This is a genomic window from Streptomyces sp. NPDC003077, from assembly GCF_040611095.1.
Lineage (GTDB): Bacteria > Actinomycetota > Actinomycetes > Streptomycetales > Streptomycetaceae > Streptomyces.
This window is the reverse complement of record NZ_JBEXNM010000075.1, coordinates 1-16,042: the sequence shown is the minus strand read 5'-3', so window position 1 is coordinate 16,042 and position 16,042 is coordinate 1. Positions and strand designations below refer to the sequence as shown.

16 protein-coding genes are annotated in these 16,042 nt (G+C 71.4%); 10 read left to right on the top strand and 6 right to left on the bottom strand.

Features of this window, described 5'->3' with window-relative positions; genetic code table 11:
- Positions 1-25: 25 nt before the first annotated feature.
- The 3 genes from ccrA (at position 26) to ABZX96_RS32545 (ending at position 4,450) form a co-directional block, all read left to right on the top strand.
- A complete protein-coding gene (gene ccrA / locus ABZX96_RS32555; protein ID WP_355551351.1) occupies positions 26-1,291 on the top strand; it encodes a crotonyl-CoA carboxylase/reductase in 1,266 nt (421 codons plus the stop codon).
- 107 nt (positions 1,292-1,398) lie between these two features.
- Positions 1,399-2,601, top strand: a complete 1,203-nt coding sequence (locus ABZX96_RS32550) for a cytochrome P450 (protein ID WP_355551349.1) — start codon at positions 1,399-1,401, stop codon at positions 2,599-2,601.
- 202 nt (positions 2,602-2,803) lie between these two features.
- Positions 2,804-4,450 carry a GMC oxidoreductase gene (locus ABZX96_RS32545; RefSeq protein WP_355551347.1) on the top strand — a complete coding sequence of 549 codons (1,647 nt, stop codon included), beginning with the start codon at positions 2,804-2,806 and terminating at the stop codon, positions 4,448-4,450.
- Between the two features lie 364 nt (positions 4,451-4,814).
- Here the strand turns inward: ABZX96_RS32545 and ABZX96_RS32540 are convergent, their stop codons facing one another.
- The 3 genes from ABZX96_RS32540 to ABZX96_RS32530 all read right to left on the bottom strand — a co-directional run bounded on the left by ABZX96_RS32540 (position 4,815) and on the right by ABZX96_RS32530 (position 7,743).
- A complete protein-coding gene (locus ABZX96_RS32540; RefSeq protein ID WP_355551345.1) occupies positions 4,815-5,186 on the bottom strand; it encodes a hypothetical protein in 372 nt (123 codons plus the stop codon).
- A gap of 383 nt (positions 5,187-5,569) precedes the next feature.
- Positions 5,570-7,060, bottom strand: a complete 1,491-nt coding sequence (locus ABZX96_RS32535; protein ID WP_355551360.1) for a hypothetical protein — start codon at positions 7,058-7,060, stop codon at positions 5,570-5,572.
- A gap of 464 nt (positions 7,061-7,524) precedes the next feature.
- Positions 7,525-7,743 (bottom strand): hypothetical protein, encoded by a 219-nt coding sequence (locus ABZX96_RS32530; RefSeq protein WP_355551343.1) that lies wholly within the window; start codon positions 7,741-7,743, stop codon positions 7,525-7,527.
- 100 nt (positions 7,744-7,843) lie between these two features.
- Between ABZX96_RS32530 and ABZX96_RS32525 the strand changes: the two genes are divergently transcribed.
- From ABZX96_RS32525 to ABZX96_RS32515, 3 genes are all read left to right on the top strand, one after another.
- Entirely contained in the window at positions 7,844-9,076 is a 1,233-nt protein-coding gene (locus ABZX96_RS32525; protein WP_355551341.1) for a histidine kinase, read from the top strand.
- Positions 9,073-9,735 carry a response regulator transcription factor gene (locus ABZX96_RS32520; RefSeq protein WP_355551339.1) on the top strand — a complete coding sequence of 221 codons (663 nt, stop codon included), beginning with the start codon at positions 9,073-9,075 and terminating at the stop codon, positions 9,733-9,735. The genes ABZX96_RS32525 and ABZX96_RS32520 overlap by 4 nt, the downstream gene beginning before the upstream one ends.
- A 355-nt stretch (positions 9,736-10,090) precedes the next feature.
- On the top strand, positions 10,091-11,407 hold the full coding sequence (locus ABZX96_RS32515; protein ID WP_355551337.1) for an MFS transporter: 1,317 nt from the start codon (positions 10,091-10,093) through the stop codon (positions 11,405-11,407).
- A gap of 154 nt (positions 11,408-11,561) precedes the next feature.
- On the opposite strand, the gene ABZX96_RS32510 is transcribed toward ABZX96_RS32515, so the two are convergent.
- Together ABZX96_RS32510 and ABZX96_RS32505 are read right to left on the bottom strand one after the other, a co-directional pair.
- Complete coding sequence (locus ABZX96_RS32510; protein WP_355551335.1) at positions 11,562-11,774, bottom strand: hypothetical protein; 213 nt, start codon at positions 11,772-11,774, stop codon at positions 11,562-11,564.
- Positions 11,775-11,806: 32 nt separating this feature from the next.
- Complete coding sequence (locus ABZX96_RS32505; protein WP_355551333.1) at positions 11,807-12,235, bottom strand: hypothetical protein; 429 nt, start codon at positions 12,233-12,235, stop codon at positions 11,807-11,809.
- 149 nt (positions 12,236-12,384) lie between these two features.
- Here ABZX96_RS32505 and ABZX96_RS32500 point away from each other — a divergent pair, with 149 nt between their 5' ends.
- Both ABZX96_RS32500 and ABZX96_RS32495 read left to right on the top strand, forming a co-directional pair.
- Entirely contained in the window at positions 12,385-13,299 is a 915-nt protein-coding gene (locus tag ABZX96_RS32500) for a helix-turn-helix transcriptional regulator (protein WP_355551331.1), read from the top strand.
- A complete protein-coding gene (locus ABZX96_RS32495) occupies positions 13,262-13,387 on the top strand; it encodes a DUF397 domain-containing protein (RefSeq protein ID WP_355551359.1) in 126 nt (41 codons plus the stop codon). Before ABZX96_RS32500 ends, ABZX96_RS32495 begins: the two co-directional genes overlap by 38 nt.
- Positions 13,388-13,522: 135 nt before the next feature.
- Here ABZX96_RS32495 and ABZX96_RS32490 read toward each other — a convergent pair whose 3' ends face one another.
- Positions 13,523-14,134 carry a TetR/AcrR family transcriptional regulator gene (locus ABZX96_RS32490; protein WP_355551330.1) on the bottom strand — a complete coding sequence of 204 codons (612 nt, stop codon included), beginning with the start codon at positions 14,132-14,134 and terminating at the stop codon, positions 13,523-13,525.
- Between the two features lie 56 nt (positions 14,135-14,190).
- On the opposite strand from ABZX96_RS32490, the gene ABZX96_RS32485 reads away from it, so the two are divergent.
- Both ABZX96_RS32485 and ABZX96_RS32480 read left to right on the top strand, forming a co-directional pair.
- The gene (locus ABZX96_RS32485; RefSeq protein ID WP_355551328.1) at positions 14,191-15,102 is read left to right on the top strand and encodes a DUF2867 domain-containing protein; all 912 of its coding nucleotides are present in this window, start codon (positions 14,191-14,193) and stop codon (positions 15,100-15,102) included.
- Positions 15,103-15,573: 471 nt separating this feature from the next.
- Positions 15,574-15,993, top strand: a complete 420-nt coding sequence (locus ABZX96_RS32480; RefSeq protein ID WP_355551326.1) for a hypothetical protein — start codon at positions 15,574-15,576, stop codon at positions 15,991-15,993.
- Positions 15,994-16,042: the final 49 nt, after the last annotated feature.

Below are 16,042 nucleotides of genomic sequence, written 5' to 3'. Positions count from 1 at the left end.
ACCGACCATCTGAGGAGCACCCCCAATGACCAAGTCGCTGTACGAGATCGGCGAGGTGCCGCCACTCGGCGAGGTTCCCCGCCAGATGTACGCCTCGGTGATCCGCCAGGACCGTTTCGGCGAGCCCAAGCAGGCGTTCCGCACCGAGGTCGTCGACGTGCCCGCCGTCGGCCCCGGTCAGGTCCTGGTCTACGTCATGGCGGCCGGCATCAACTACAACAACGTGTGGTCCTCCCTGGGCCGCCCCATCGACGTCATCGGCCTGCGGCAGCGCGCCGGCGAGCCCGAGGACTACCACGTCGGCGGCTCGGAGGGGTCGGGCGTGGTCTGGGCCGTCGGCGAGGGCGTCAAGGGCCTGTCCGTGGGCGACCACGTGGTGCTCTCCGGCGGCCAGTGGGACGAGACCGCCGAGGACATCCGCCTGGGCGCCCACACGATGGTCTCCACCAGCGCCCGCGCCTGGGGCTACGAGAACAACCACGGCTCCTTCGCCCAGTTCTGCCTGGTCGACGACTACCAGTGCCACCCCAAGCCGGCCCGGCTCACCTGGGAGGAGGCGGCCTGCTTCATGCTCTCCGGCCCGACCGCCTACCACCAGCTCTTCGGCTGGCAGGGCAACACGGTGCGCCCCGGCGACCCCGTGCTGATCTGGGGCGGCGCCGGCGGCCTCGGCTCCATGGCCATCCAGCTCGTCAAGATGGTCGGCGGCCTGCCCATCGCCGTCATCTCCGACGAGGCCCGCGCGGAGTACTGCCGCCGCCTCGGCGCGGTCGGCACCATCAACCGCCGCGAGTACGACCACTGGGGCCGCCTCCCCGACACCGACGACGCCGAGGGCATGGCGCACTTCCACCGCAACGCCCGCCGCATCGGCCAGAAGATCTGGGACATCCTCGGCGAACGCCGCTCGCCCGCCATCGTGCTGGAGCACAGCGGCCAGGCCACCCTGCCGACCTCCATCTACCTGTGCGCCAACGGCGGCATGGTCGTCATCTGCGGCGGCACCTCCGGGTACAACGGCGACGTGGACCTGCGCCACCTGTGGATGCGCTCCAAGCGCCTCCAGGGCTCCCACTTCGCCAACTTCCGCGAGGTGCGCGAGATCGTCCGGCTGGTCGACGCGGGGATCGTCGACCCCTGCCTGTCCGCCTGCGAGGGCTTCGAGGACATCGGCGACCTGCACCAGCGCATGCACGACAACGTGCACCCCGCCGGCAACATGTCCGTCCTCATCAACGCCCCCCGGCGCGGGCTGACCGACATGCCCGGCACGGAGCCGCTGGCGGCCTGACGCCCCCTCCGGCGACCCGCCCGGCACACAGCCCGCGGCGGCCCGACGCCCCCGGCCGCCTCCCCACCCTGTCCCCCCTGTCCCCCCTCTTCTTCCTACGGAGCGACATGACCGACGCCGCCACCGGCGCACCCCCCGTCCCCCGGACCCGAAGCTGCCCCTTCCTCCCGCCGGACGGGCTGGCCGACATCCGCGCCGCCGCCCCGGTGACCCGCGCCACCTTCCCCAGCGGCGACGAGGCGTGGCTGCTGACCGGCTACGAGCAGGTGCGCGCGATGCTGCGGCACCCCGGGTTCAGCGTCCTGGTCCCGCGCGCGCTGAACACCAAGGACGGCGTGGTGGCCGAACGCCCCGGCCGCGGCAGCCTGCTGTGGCAGGACCCGCCCGAGCACACCGGCGACCGCAGACTCCTCGCCAAGGAGTTCACCGTCCGCCGCATGCAGCAGCTCCGGCCGAACATCCAGCGCATCGTCGACGACCACCTGGACGCCATGGAGGCCAAGGGCGGCCCGATCGACCTGGTCCAGGCCCTCGCCGTGCCCGTCCCGTCGATGGTCATCTCCGACCTGTTCGGCGTCCCCGTGGACCGCCGCCCGGAGTTCCAGGACATCGCCGAGGCCATGATGCGCGTCGACCAGGACGCCGAGGCCACCCACGCCGCCGGCCTCCGCCTGGGCGGCCTGCTCTACCAACTGGTGCAGGAACGCCGCGCCGCCCCGGGCGACGACCTGATCTCCGCCCTCATCACCATGGACGACCCTGAGGGCGGCCAGTTGGACGACATGTTCCTGATGAACGCCGCGGGCACCCTGCTGATCGCCGCGCACGACACCACCGCGTGCATGATCGGCATGGGCGCGGCGCTGCTGCTGGACCGCCCCGACCAACTCGCCCTGCTGCGCCAGGACCCCTCCCTGATCGGCAACGCCGTCGAGGAACTGCTGCGCTACCTCACCATCGGCCAGTACGGCGCCGAGCGCGTCGCCACCGAGGACGTGGAACTCGGCGGCGTCACGATCCGCAAGGGCGAGCAGGTCATCGCCCACGTCCTCGCCGCCGACTTCGACCCGGCGTTCGTCCCCGACCCCGAGCGCTTCGACATCACCCGCCGGCCCTCGCCGCACCTGGCCTTCGGCTTCGGCGCCCACCAGTGCATCGGCCAGCAACTCGCCCGGATCGAGCTCCAGATCGTCTTCGAGACCCTGTTCCGGCGCTTCCCGACGCTGCAACTCGCCGTCCCCACCGACCAGCTCCGCTTCCGCGACGACATGGTCTTCTACGGCGTGCACGAGCTCCCGGTCACCTGGTGAACCCCTCGCCCGCGTAAGTAGCCTGACGGCACGGCGGTCACGCGCGTGCCGTCAGCCAGGCGCGCCCCGCGCGGCGAACCCTCCCCCGCACGTCCGGACACCCCCGCCGTACGCGGCCCCCACCCGCGTACGCGTCCCTCCGCACATTTCCACTCCTCCCACACCGCCGTGGGAGCACCACGAAAGGCACGGTGCGAGAAACATGACGACACCTTCCATGGGCAGACGGCGTTTCCTGGGCATGGCCGCGCTGACCGCCGCGGCGGCCACCGGCGCCACCACGATCTCCCTGGACTCCGCCGCGGCCCGCGCCCGCAGCCCCCGGGGCGCCGCCGCGGACGACGGCCGCACCTTCGTCCCCGCCCTCGTCGTCGGCACCGGCTACGGCTCCGCGGTGACGGCCCTGCGGCTGGGCGAGGCGGGCGTCTCGACCCTGATGCTGGAGATGGGCCAGCTCTGGGACAAGCCCGGCCCGGACGGCAAGATCTTCAACAAGATGACGAGCCCCGACCGGCGCTCCACCTGGTTCAAGACCCGCACCCAGGCGCCGCTGGCCACCTTCCTGTGGCTGGACGTCGCCAACCGCGACATCGAGCCGTACGCGGGCGTCCTGGACAAGGTCAACCTCGGCCAGATGTCCGTCTACGTCGGCCGCGGCGTGGGCGGCGGCTCGCTGGTCAACGGCGGCATGGCGGTGACCCCGCTGCGCTCCTACTTCCAGGAGATGATGCCGCAGGTCGACGCGGGCCCGATGTACGACCGCTACTTCCCGCGCGCCAACGCGATGCTCAAGGTCAACAACATCGGCAAGGACTTCTTCGAGAGCACCGAGTACTACCAGTTCGCCCGGGTCTCCCGGTCGGCCGCCGACAAGGCGGGCCTGCGCACCGCCTTCGTCCCCAACGTCTACGACTTCGCGTACATGGAGAAGGAGGCGGCGGGGACGGCGCCCAAGTCCGCCCTGGACACCGAGGTCATCTACGGCAACAACCACGGCAAGAACAGCCTGGACAAGACCTACCTCGCCGCCGCCCTGGGCACCGGCAAGGTCACCATCTCCACCCTCCACCGGGTCACCGCCATCCGCCAGGAGAAGGACGGCACCTACGTCGTCTCCGCCGAGCAGATCGACCCGCTCGGCAAGGTCCTGGCCCGCAAGGAGATCGGCTGTCGCCACCTCTTCCTCGGCGGCGGCAGCCTCGGCACCACCGAACTCCTGCTGCGCGCCCGCGAGACCGGCACGCTGTCCGGCCTGAACGAGGCGGTCGGCGCCGGCTGGGGCGGCAACGGCAATATCATGACCGGCCGCGCCAACCACGTGTGGAACCCCACCGGCAGCAAGCAGTCCGCGATCCCGGTGCTGGCCATCGACGACTGGGCCAACCCCACCCACCCGGTCTTCGCCGAGATCGCCCCCATGCCCGCCGGCCTGGAGACCTGGGTCAGCCTCTACCTCGCCATCACCAAGAACCCCGAGCGAGGCCGCTTCACCTACGACAAGGCCACCGACAAGCTCGGCCTGAACTGGACCCGCGACCAGAACACCCCCTCCGTGGAGGCCGCGCGTTCCCTGTTCGACCGGGTCAACAAGGCCAACGTCACGATGTACCGCTACGACCTCTTCGGCGACACCCGCAACTTCGCCGACGACTTCACCTACCACCCCCTCGGCGGCTGCGTCCTGGGCCAGGCCACCGACCTCTACGGCCGCGTCAAGGGCTACCAGAACCTCTACGTCACCGACGGCTCCCTGATCCCCGGCTCCCTCGGTGTCAACCCGTTCGTCACGATCACCGCGCTCGCGGAGCGCAATGTGGAACGGGTGATCGCGGAGGACGTGAAGAAGTAAGAGGACGTGAAGAAGTAAGGGGCGGGCAAGAGGTGAAGAAGGGCTGATGGGGGCGCGGGGGAGTGGCGGCCGACCGCTTTCCAGTGGTGGCCGAACGCTTCCCCGCGCCGTCCCGGGCACCCGCTCCGGCGTGGCGTGCCGGGCCCTCGCTCCCCGCGCGTCGTTCTCGTGGCCCCGCCGGACGTGAAGGACATCCGGCGGCCCCACCGGAACCGCCCCGGTACGTACACGGCACTTGGGCCGGGCCCTTCGAGGACCCGGCCCAAGTGCCGTTCGGTTTCCTATCACGGCCTGTCACGGCCTATCGCGGCCGATGACGGTCGAGTCCGACCGAGTCCGACCGAGTGTGACCGAGGCCGACCGACTACGGCCGGACGAGGACGATCGAGTTGATCGGTGTCATGTCTTTGTCGATGAAAGTGCCGGGGTAGAGGTAGCCCTCGCAGCCCGTTCCGTTGTACCCCGTGCAGGTGCGGGCGGTGGCGCCCCCGGTCTGGTTGTTCGCGACGTAGTGCTGTCCGTACTGGTTGCTGAGGTTGTGGGCTCCGTAGCTGTAGAAGACGAGCGACGGGCGGTCGCCGTTCCACCCGGCGTTCTGCGGGTAGACGCAGACGGCTCCGGACGGACACCCGTGCCAGCTCCCCGCGGCCTGGGCGGCGCCCGCGTTGAGCATGCCGGTCGTGGCCAGAGCCCCCACGGCGAACGTGAGCGCTGCAGCCTTTTTCATCGTGCGCATGTGTTGCCCCGTTTCCTGGTTGTGTTCCGTGCGGCGACGAATGCCCCCGGCTGGTCGTGTGCCACGGGCGTCGCTGCCGCACCAGGAATTCTGCCCGAAGTGATGTGACCACAACAACCACGCCTGCACAGAAGCCACCTGACGGGCCACCGGCCGGCTGCGTGTCGGGCGCGGCAGCGAGTGGGCGTGGTCCACGACCGGACCGAGGCCCCTTGGGGGACCCCGGCGTGTGGGCGGACGGTGCCGCCTCGCGGAGGGTCACCGACCGCGCTGCGGACCGCGCTCCGGCCGGTGAGGGCACGGCCGTGCCGTCGGCAATCGCCGTACCGTCGACAATGGCCGTACCGTCGGCGGGGCGTCGTCTCCGTCCGCGGCACGGCCGCTCACCGGCTGTCGCCCGGGCGGTAGACGCTGAGGTCGCCGTGGGCCGACAGAACGGCGGCCAGGTCACCGGGCTTGTGCCGCAGGGTGGCGTCCAGAAAGGCGAGCGTGGTCGCGGCGACGACGCGCGGGCTCTCGGTGCGGCCCAGGGAGCCGACTATCGAGGGCACAGGCGGCAGGTACAGGGGGCTGTCCATGAAGGTGAGGTGCGCGGCGCCGGGGAGGGTGAGCCGATGGCTCGTCGCGGTGTTGAGCTTGAGGACCTTGGTCAGGCGGGGCAGGTAGTCCGGGTCGGTATCCGGGGTGATGGCCTGGGTGAGCGCGAGCGCCGGCTGGTGGAGGGGGCGTGCGCTGGGGTCGTAGGGATAGCCGTCCAGATCGATGACGGCGTCGAACCGGCGGTCCTGGCGGGCTGCCTGCAGGGCGGCACCGCCCCCTATGGAGTGGCCGGTCACCGCGGCCCGGCCGGTGTCCAGACGCCCGGCCAGCGGGCCCGCGATCTCGCCCCGGTCCAGACGGCCCAGCTGGGTGAGGACGAAGCCGAGATCGGCGGCGCGAACCGTCGACCAGCCGATCCCCAGCTTCTCGTCCCTGTCCGGGTCGCCGGTGGAGGCGACCTTGGCGTGGATCGTTCGGCCGTCGGCGAGAACGACGGCGGCGGAGTCGTACGGGTGGTCGAGGGCGGCGACCACATAGCCATGACTGGCCAATTCCTCCGCCCAGGCGGTGTTCTGGGTGCGCACTCCGCCCAGCCCGGGTGAGAACAGCACCACCGGGAACCGTTCGCTCCCGCCGGCCACCGGAGCGTCGAAGACGGAATGGGTACGGGCCCGCGGGACGCCGTCGACGAGGAAGCCGGGCAGGCCGACATGGCGGGCGAGGGCGTCGGAGACGGTGCGCGCCTCGTGCTCCGTGCGTCCGAGGTACCGGGCCCGCGGCACGCTCGCGGGGCTCTCCAGCGCGGGATACCAGAGCTGGACCACGACCGTGCGCCGGTCGTGCGGGTCGGCGGTGGCGGTCTCGGGGCGGTGCGGGTCGGTCCACTGCACCACGCGGGTGCCGACCGCGAAGCGGCCCGACGGTTCGGGGAACACGGGTACGGGGAAGGCCCAGGCGGCCACCGGGCCCGCGGCGATCAGGCCGACGCAGGCCACCGACCCCGGCAACGCCAGCCACCACCGGGCCCGCCACGCCGTCCGGCCGGTACGGCGCCGCAGCAGGGGAGCGAGGGCGAACGGCGACGCGATGGCAGCGCCCGCCAGTACCGGCAGCATCTGCCAGCGGATCCCCACCACACCCAGCACGATCGCGGACGGCACGAGAACCGCTCCCGCCGCGATCGTGACGCGCGGACGGGCGACGGGAGGAAGCCAGCGCGCCACCACCAACGCGATGGCACCCAGCAAGACAAGGAATTCCAAAGGGGACAGGTACAGCCCCGCGATGATCTCGGTCACCCGGCCATCGTCAGGGCGGGGCACGCGGTGCCGCATCGATCCCGGGTCGCCCTCACATGCGCTCGGAGTCGCCATCCGAGGCATGTCGCCGGTGCGACCGGAGTCGCATCGGGGCCTCTCGCCCGTGCGACCGGAGTCGCAAGCGAGCACGCCGGGCGCGGGCCGCTTTGCGACCGCGGAAGGAAGCGGGACTCCGCCTGTGGTCGTACCTCGGCGCGGTGCCATCAGACGGTGGACTCATGTGCCGCGCGGGCCCGCGTCCTACCGTGACAGGGCCGCGGTTCACGCCGGGGAGCGCGGGGTGTGCTGGTGTGCCCTCCTGCCCTCCTGGCACGCGACCCGGCTCCGGCCGTACGCGGTGGCGGCCCTGGCCGGGGACCGCCGTGTCCCCTGGCCGGGGGCCGCCGTGGCCTCTCGCCGGGGGCCACCATGACGCCGAATCGACAGGGACGTGTGATGACTGAGGCGGTCGCAGAGCCGGGCCGTGCCCACCCGGCGCGTCACCGGGGCCGCGTACGGCGGACGAGGACGGCCGTGCGTCGGACGAGGACGGCCACGGGGCGGACGCGGACGGCCGTGCGGCTGGCAAGATCCGTGCGGCGGACGCGGACGGCCGTGCGGCGAACGAGGACGGCCATGCGGCGGACGAAAACAGCCACGGGGCAGACGAGGACGGCCGTACGGCTGGCGAGATCCGTGCGGCGAACGAGGACAGCCATACGGCGAACGAAAACAGCCACGCGGCGGACGCGGACGGCCGTACGGCTGGCAAGATCCGTGCGGCGAACGAGGACAGCCATACGGCGAACGAAAACAGCCGTGCGGCAGACGAGGACAGCCGTACGGCTGGCAGGATCCGCCCACCTGGCCTCCGTGCGAGCGGCGCGACTGGGGAGGGCCGCCCGGCGCTGGGGCCTCCGGCTGCCGCCCATGGTGCGGGGCTCGCTGTTGCCGGCGTTGCTCCTGCTCCACGTCATGGCCACGCGCGCCCCGAGGGAGCTGCCGGTGGCCGTGGCCCTCACCGCCGCCCTCGCGCTGCCCCTGCTGTGGCGGCGCCGGGCCCCGCTGGCGGTGTTCGGCGCCGTGGCAGCCGCGGCCTTCGTCCAGTGGCTGATGGACGTCCAACTGCCGGCGGACGTCGCCTTGCTGGTGGCTCTCTACACGGTGGCCGCGAACACGGGTCGGCGCGGCACGCTGGTCGCCGGTGCCGTCGTGGAGGCAGGCGCCCTGCTGGCCTGTCTGCGCTGGGCGGAGGAAGGCGCGTTCGTGGCCCTCTTCGTCGCGGTGACCGCGATGGTCGTCGCCGCCGCCGTCCTGGGGGTGAACGCGCGGACCACGCGCGCCTATCTCACGGCCGTGGAGGAACGGGCCGCACGCCTGGAGCGACAACAGGACCAGCAGGCCCGGCTGGCCGTCGCCGAGGAGAGGACACGTATCACCCGGGAGATGCACGACATCGTCACCCACAACCTGTCCGTCATGGTCGCGCTCACCGACGCCGCCGTCTACGCGCAGCACCGGTCGCCCGACAAGGCCACCACCGCGATGCTCCAGATCTCCGAGACGGGCCGGCAGGCCCTGACCGACATGCGGCGCTCGTTGGGCATCCTGCGGACCGACGAACCGGACGCGGAGCGCCATCCGATGCCCGGCATCGCCCAACTGGAGGCCCTCGCCGACCAGATGCGCGCCGCCGGACTGCCGACCCGCCTGGAGGTCCAGGGCGGCCACGCGCACATTCCCGCCACCGCGCAACTGACCGTCTACCGCCTGGTACAGGAAGCCTTGACCAACGCCCTCAAGCACACGCCCACCGGCACACACGCCAAGGTCCGGGTGCTGTGCTCGGCCGAGACCGTCGCGGTGGACGTCACCGACAGCGGCCCCCGCCCGCCACGCCCCGGCGCCACACCATCCGGCCACGGCATCCCCGGCATGCGCGAGCGCGCGGCTGCCTACGGGGGGAAGCTGCGGGCCGGACCGCTCCCGGGCGGCGGCTGGGGAGTCCACACCCGCCTCTTCCTCGACAGCGGCGGGGCGGCGACCGTATGACGATCCGCATCCTGATCGCCGACGACGAAGCGCTCCTCCGGATGGCCTTCGGCACCGTCCTGGAGGCCCAACCCGACATGGCACCGGTCGGCGAGGCCGCGGACGGTGCCCAGGCCGTACGCCTCGCCCGCAAGCTGCGCCCCGATGTCGTCCTCATGGACGTCCGGATGCCCGGGACCGACGGGATCGAGGCGACCCGGCAGGTCATCCAAGCCTCCCCGCGGAGCAGAGTGCTGATCCTCACCACCTTCGACCTCGACGAGTACGCCTTCGCCGGACTCAAGGCCGGAGCCTCGGGCTTCCTGCTGAAGAACACCAGGCCCGAGGAGTTGCTCACCGCGATACGCAGCGTGGCCGCGGGCGACGCGGTGGTCTCCCCGCGGATCACCCGCCGCCTGCTGGAGAACCTCCGCCCGCACATCCCCGACGGCGGCGGCGTTGCCCGCGACGAGCGGCTGAACCGGCTCAGCACCCGTGAGCGCGAGGTGCTCGTCCAGGTGGGCCGCGGCCTGTCCAACATCGAGATCGCGGCCACTCTGTACCTCGCGGAGGCGACCGTGAAGTCCCATCTGGGGCGCATCCTGCACAAGCTCGAACTCCGCGACCGGATCCAGGCCGTGATCTTCGCCTACGAAAGCCGCCTCATCCACCCGGCATGACGCCGTCGCCCGGAGCCACCCGGTAACTTCCCACCTTCCGCGCCGGACGGCCACGGGCTAGTGTTCGAGCACCAAGCGACCCCTGAGGAGCCACGGCATGCCCGGTCGTCCGAGCACGCGTTGACGCCGTAGGCCGTGATCGGCCCGTCATCGCGTGCCGCCCTTGACGCGCGGCACAGCGAGCCTTCCCCCGCCCGCACCATTGGTGCGCGCCCGGCCGCACTGTTGGTGTGTGCACGCCCGCACTGTTGGTGTGTGCACGCCCGCACCGTTGGTGTGCCCGGCCCCCGCACCGTCGGTGGCCCGGCGCACGCCGGGACGGCGGGCCTCGTCCGCGACAACCCAAGGGGTCCCTGTGCCGTCCGCTCCTCCCTCCGCCGCGCCCGATTCCGGTCGTCCGGGACCGCCCAACCTGTGGCGGGACGGTGATTTCCGCAGGCTCTGGCTGGGGCAGACGGCCTCGCAACTCGGCGAGCACGCCGGGCTGGTGATCCTGCCGCTGATCGCCGTGCTGACACTCGACTCCGACGCCGGCCAGGTGGGCGCGCTCCGCGCGGTGGGGCTGGCGCCGCTGCTGCTCCTTCCGCTCTTCGTCGGCGCGTGGGTGGACCGGTGGCGGACCCGCACGGTGATGGTGCTGGCGGACCTCGGCCGGGCCCTGGCGCTGGGCGGCGTGGCCGTCGCCGCACTCCTCGGCGGGCTCGGGCCGCCGGTGCTGCTCGTGGCCGCCTTCGCCGTCGGGACGCTGTCCGTGTTCTTCGACGTGGCCTATCAGGCGTCTCTCGTACGGCTGGTGCGGCGCGATCAGCTCGTACGGGGCAACAGCGCGCTGGAGGGCAGCCGTTCCGCGGCCCAGATCGGCGGTCCCGCCCTCGGCGGCATGGTGGTTTCGCTGCTGTCGGCGCCGACCGCCGCCGCCTCCGGCGCGCTGTGCTTCACCCTGTCCTTCCTGTCGATCCGGCGGATGCGCAGCCACGAGGCGGTACCACGGCGCTCGGGACGCCCCCCTCGCGTCTGGCGACGCATCCACGAAGGCCTCCGATTCGTCGCCGGCGACACCTCGCTACGGACGGTGGGCCTCGCCTCGGCGGCCTTCCAGTTCTCCTTCGCGGCCCTGATGACCGTCTACCTGCTCTTCCTGACCCGGGAACTGCGCCTGCCGGGCACCGCCGTCGGACTGGCGCTGGCGGCCACGGGATCCGGCGCACTCCTGGGCGCACTGCTCGCCGCCCGCCTTCCCCGCCGGTTCGGCCACGGCCGGGTGCTGGTGATCGCGGCGGCGCTCGGCGACGGCGTGCTGCTGTGCGTGCCCGCGCTGCACGGACCGTCTGTGACGACGATCACGGCCCTCGTGGCGATCAACCTCGTGTTCGGTGCCGGCGGCCAACTGGTGAACGTCACGACCATGGCCGTCCGGCAGGCCGTCACCCCGCACGCCCTACAGGGCCGGGCCGCCGCCACCATCACGTTCGCCGGCATGGGACTCACCCCACTTGGCTCCCTGCTCGGCGGCCGACTCGCCGAAGGCTGGGGCCTGCGCACCGCCCTCCTGGCGACGGCCACCGCCATGCTGTTGTCCCCCCTGCTGATGGCCCTGTCCCCACTCGCCCACCTGGGCCGTGCGCTCCCGAACCCGGAGGACGAGCCGCCGTCGGCCGTTCGCCATCCATAGGACGAGCCGCCGTCAGCCGTTCGCCATCCGGAGGACGAGCCGCCGTCGGCCGTTCGTCCGGAAGTCGGCGCGACGGACCTCCGCGACATCGGTCCGGCCGGACGTTCCCGGCCGCGAGAGCCGGTTCCTGCTCACCGCCGCACCAGCGCCGCTGTCACCGCCGCACCAACGTCGCGATCACCGCGTCCAGATGCCGCCCCGCCTCCTTTCCACTCCGGCGTACGTCCTCCGGAAAGGCGGTCCATTCGCAGCCGCCTCCCACCGGGCGTACGAAAACGGTGAAGACGGCGGTGCGGGTGCCAGGGAATTCCCAGTCGAAGGCGTCCTGAGCGATTTCCGTGCGGCCCGTTGCCACTGCCTTCACCAACGCGCCCACTGCTCCTTTCGCTTCCTCCTTCGTTATTGCGTCGTCCCTTGGCGGAGCAGCACGGCGACCTGCCGTACGACATCGGGACGTGCGTTTCCCAGACGTACGAGGGGTGTTCCGCAGACGGCCGAGGGCAGGTCGAGACCGAGGGACGGCAGCACGAGCCCCGCGCCGAACAGCGCTTGCCGCAACGTGGCCAGCGCGTGTTCCACATGCGCGAAGGGGTCGGACTGCTCGGGGACGGAGGGCAGGGCGGGCGCGGGTTTGAGCACGTCACAAAGGCGGCGGGCGGTGTCGTGGGGAATGGGGTCAACGGCGATATGGGGCCGTCCCCCGATGGGGGTACCTGCACGCATGGGCAGGTGAAAGCCGCGGGCGGACAGGGATGTCTGCAGGTCGTCGGCCATTTGGGCGGCAATTCGCCGAGCTTCTTTCCTGCGCTCGTCTACGTCGTGCGTCATGCGCGTGGTCCCTCCACCATTGATCGCTACTGATTGCATTCGCAGCATTGCCCTCTGTGCGTACGATCGGTAGGGGGTCGGTCCTGAATCCCGAATCGTTCAGGTTGGGAAGTGAACCCGTGGCCAATGGAATTGACCCGACGGAGTCCATGCGCACCTTGTTCGGCCACCGGCTCAGGCTTTTGCGCAAGGCCGCCGGAATGACCCAGGAAGAGCTGGGAGCCAGGGTGTGCGTGCACAGCACACGCATTACCCAGATCGAGCGCGCGACAGCCACGATGCCCACACTGGCCCTCACGCGGCTACTTGATGAAGCGGTGGGTGCGGGCGGCCTGTTGGTGGACCTGTGGCCGCACATGTATCGGGAGAATTTCCCTGACTGGTCGCGCGCGTTCATGGAACACGCCGCACACGCAGTGGCGATCAAAGAATATGCGGCGCACACGGTTCCTGGTCTGCTGCAGACGGCCGATTACGCGCGTGCCGTACTGCGCGTCGGCCGAACCCTACGGTCACCGGAGCAGATCGAGGAACGCCTGGCCGCACGCATGGACAGGCAGGAGCGCCTGGCCTCGCCGGACAAACCCGAGCTGTGGGCCGTCCTCGATGAAGCGGTGCTTCTGCGCCCGGTCGGCAATGTGCCCGTCATGCACTCCCAACTCGCGCACCTGGCTCAGGCGGCCGAGGACAAGTCCATCACCTTGCAAGTGCTTCCGTTCAGCCAAGGGGAACACCAATGCATGGGCGGCTCCCTCACCGTTCTCACGCTTCCGAACGGTTCCCGCGTCGCCTATACAGAAGGGGCTGACTACGGCCAACTCATCGAAGATCCGGAAGAAGTCAAGAGCTATGTGGCGGCATACGACCACCTGCGGGCGCTGGCTCTACCCCCGGTGATGTCGCTCGGCATGATCCGTTCCGTGATGGAGGGCAGCTACCGTGCCTCGCTCGTCCCGTCCCAACCTGAGCGCCGTTACCTGGCGCGTCAGCAGCTACAGCAACCAGGAGGGTGGCAACTGCGTCGAGATCGCTGCCGGCATCCCCGGCGCCGTCCCCGTCCGTGACAGCAAGAACCCCACCGGCCCCGTCCTGGTCTTCTCCCCCGCCGCCTTCGGCGCGTTCATCGCCGCACTACAGCACCACGAACTCTGATATCGCGCAGTTTGACGGGCCCCTGCCGCATCTTCGCCGAAGGTGGCAGGGGCCCACCCATGCGCCGGTCCCGTCATCCGCGTTCCCCGCCTGTTGGCGATCAGAGCGCCGCCGCGGCCTGCTGGATCACTGACCTCACCGCCGCACCAACGTCTCGATCACCGCGTCCAGATGCCGCCCGGCCTCCGCCCCGGTCGGCAGGGCGGCGCCGGCTCCCGCGGCGTGGTGGAGCTGGGCGTGGCCGAGGTAGCTCGTGTAGGCCATCAGGGCGCGGTGGCGGGCGGGCTCGGCGGGGAAGCCGAGCTCGCGGAAGAGTGCGGTCAGGTAGGCGATCCGCCGTTCGGTGACCCGGCCGAGCACCTCGGCGACCTGGGGGTGTGCCGCCGTGGCGAGCAGGGTCACTTCCAGGGGGTCCTCGGCCACCCGGCTCGTGCCCTGCGCGAAGAGCGTGCGCAGCCGCCGCGCCGGGTCCGGCTCGGCTTCCAGGGCGGCGATGACGGCCTCGGTGTGGACCTCCTCCCAGCGCCGCAAGGCCGCTTCGACGAGCGCCTCGCGGTCGCGGAAGTGCCAGTAGAAGCTGCCCTTGGTCGTGCCCAGGCGGGCGGCGAGCGGTTCGACGGAGACGGCCGCGAGTCCGCCTTCGCCGATGGCCGTGAGCGCCGCGTCCGTCCAGTCCTGGGCCGTCAAACGCCGTCGGCGTCCGCGGGGTTGGGGGGTCGGCGAGGGGTGCTCCTGCTTGCCTGTCACTCTCCATACGCTACCGTATGGTCCACGAACATACGCTGGCGTATGGAGTGGTGACCATGGCACAGATCCGCAACGTCCACACCCGCCTCATCGCGGCGCCCGCCGAGACGGTCGGCGCCTTCCTCGAACGTCTGTCGGCCGCCGACGATCCCCTCTGGCCGACCCCGGTCTGGCCCCCGATGCTCTTCGACCGGCCGCTCGGCGTCGGCGCCGAGGGCGGACACGGCTTCATCCGCTACCGCGTCAGCGCCCACGAGCCCGGGCGCCGGGTGCGCTTCACCTTCGCCCCCCCGGAGAACGGTTTCCACGAACTGACCGTCGAGCCGGTGGGCCCCGACCGCTGCCGAGTGCGCCACACCCTCCACCAGACCCGGAACGTGGCGCATTGGCTGATATGGGCGGCGGTCATCGGCCCCCTCCACGACGTCGTGGTCGAGGAAGTCCTGGACAACGTCGAGCGCCTGGCCACCGGAGAGCCGGAGCGGCCCGTCCGCTGGTCCCCGAGGGTCCGCGCGCTGCACTGGCTGCTGCACCGGTTCATGGAGGCGGGGCCGACCGCGACGAGCCTCCCCGGCGACGCCCGGCTCGTCCGCACCGCCTTCGCCCGCCCCGACTACACCGACGCCTGGCGGATGCCGCTGCGCCCGGGCATGCCCCGCGAACCGGAGGCCTGGGGCGCCGCCCTGTCCGGCCGGGTCCTCCCCGTCCTGGCCCGCACGGACGACGAGGTCCTGCTCGGCAAGGACGCCCGCCACCTCGACTACCGGGCATCACTCCACGTGGACGAAGGCAAGCGCGTCACCTTCAGCACCGTCGTCAAGACCCACAGCGCGTGGGGCAGGGCCTACTTCGCCGTCGTGCGGCGGGTACACCCGGTCGCCGCGCGCGCCGTGCTGCGCCGGACCCACCGGAAACTGATGCTGTCCGCCCCGAACGCCGCGGCCCGGGCGATGAGTCGTACGCCGTAAGGACGGCGTAAGGGCGGCGTAAGGACGGTGTACGTGGGGCGTGTGGGGCCTGTGCGCGGCGCGCCGCTCGGTTCCTGGGCGGAACTTGCCCGGCCGGCCGATATCGGTGAAATCCGCGGGTCCGCACGCACACGCGGGTAGCCGCGCCGATCGATCCGCTCCGTGTCCCCGACAGCACCGACGCCCCCCGACGCACCGATGCCCCCCGGCGTGGCGGCACCATCCACCCGCGCGACACCCCCCGTTGCCAGCCGGTTTGCCCGACGGCCGCGCCGCTGTCGCCGTCACTGCCACGCGGTCACAGGGGTCACAGGGGGGGCGACGGCGAAAGCCGCAGGGCAACGACGGACGTCCGATATTCGTACATATCTGACTGGATACATGACCGGAATCGCGCGGCGGTCGCCACGGTCCCACTTCTAGGCTGCCGTCACCCGGTGACACTCACGTCACCAACGGGAGGAGACCCCAATGCGTGCAATCACCCGTCGCATGGCCGCGCTGGGCGCCGCCGTCGCGACACTGACGATGCTGACCGCCGGCACCGCCAACGCCCGCACTGCCGGCACCACCAATGCCCAGGTCACCGAAACAGTCAAGACCCAGGTGGCAGGCGACCCGTGGGCCAACTGCCCGTACGGCGCCGTCTGCATCTACCCGCAGAACCAGGACCCCGCCGTCTCCCCGTCGCACGTCTTCTACAGCTACGGAGCACACAACCTCTCGAACCAGTACGGACGGCACTGGGTGCTCAACAACCAGTACGGCGGCGCCTATGCGCATCTGTGCACCGGCTACAACGGCGCCGGCTGCAACTACGACATCGCCCCGCAGAACGGTGTCTACGCCGACCTGACACCGATCAACTCCATCACTCTCACCCAGGGCTAGATCCCGGACCGAGCGCCGCTCCGGCCGCCGCCCGCACCACGCGGCGGCC

Bases quoted from the DNA above. Each gene is read 5' to 3' on its own strand.
- ABZX96_RS32545 (WP_355551347.1), top strand. From the start codon at position 2,804: ATGACGACACCTTCCATGGGCAGACGGCGTTTCCTGGGCATGGCCGCG.
- ABZX96_RS32550 (WP_355551349.1), top strand. From the start codon at position 1,399: ATGACCGACGCCGCCACCGGCGCACCCCCCGTCCCCCGGACCCGAAGC.
- ccrA (WP_355551351.1), top strand. From the start codon at position 26: ATGACCAAGTCGCTGTACGAGATCGGCGAGGTGCCGCCACTCGGCGAG.
- ABZX96_RS32485 (WP_355551328.1), top strand. From the start codon at position 14,191: ATGGCACAGATCCGCAACGTCCACACCCGCCTCATCGCGGCGCCCGCC.
- ABZX96_RS32505 (WP_355551333.1), bottom strand. From the start codon at position 12,235: ATGACGCACGACGTAGACGAGCGCAGGAAAGAAGCTCGGCGAATTGCC.
- ABZX96_RS32540 (WP_355551345.1), bottom strand. From the start codon at position 5,186: ATGCGCACGATGAAAAAGGCTGCAGCGCTCACGTTCGCCGTGGGGGCT.
- ABZX96_RS32520 (WP_355551339.1), top strand. From the start codon at position 9,073: ATGACGATCCGCATCCTGATCGCCGACGACGAAGCGCTCCTCCGGATG.
- ABZX96_RS32530 (WP_355551343.1), bottom strand. From the start codon at position 7,743: ATGGCTGTCCTCGTTCGCCGCACGGATCTCGCCAGCCGTACGGCCGTC.
- ABZX96_RS32480 (WP_355551326.1), top strand. From the start codon at position 15,574: ATGCGTGCAATCACCCGTCGCATGGCCGCGCTGGGCGCCGCCGTCGCG.
- ABZX96_RS32535 (WP_355551360.1), bottom strand. From the start codon at position 7,060: ATGCGGCACCGCGTGCCCCGCCCTGACGATGGCCGGGTGACCGAGATC.
- ABZX96_RS32500 (WP_355551331.1), top strand. From the start codon at position 12,385: ATGCGCACCTTGTTCGGCCACCGGCTCAGGCTTTTGCGCAAGGCCGCC.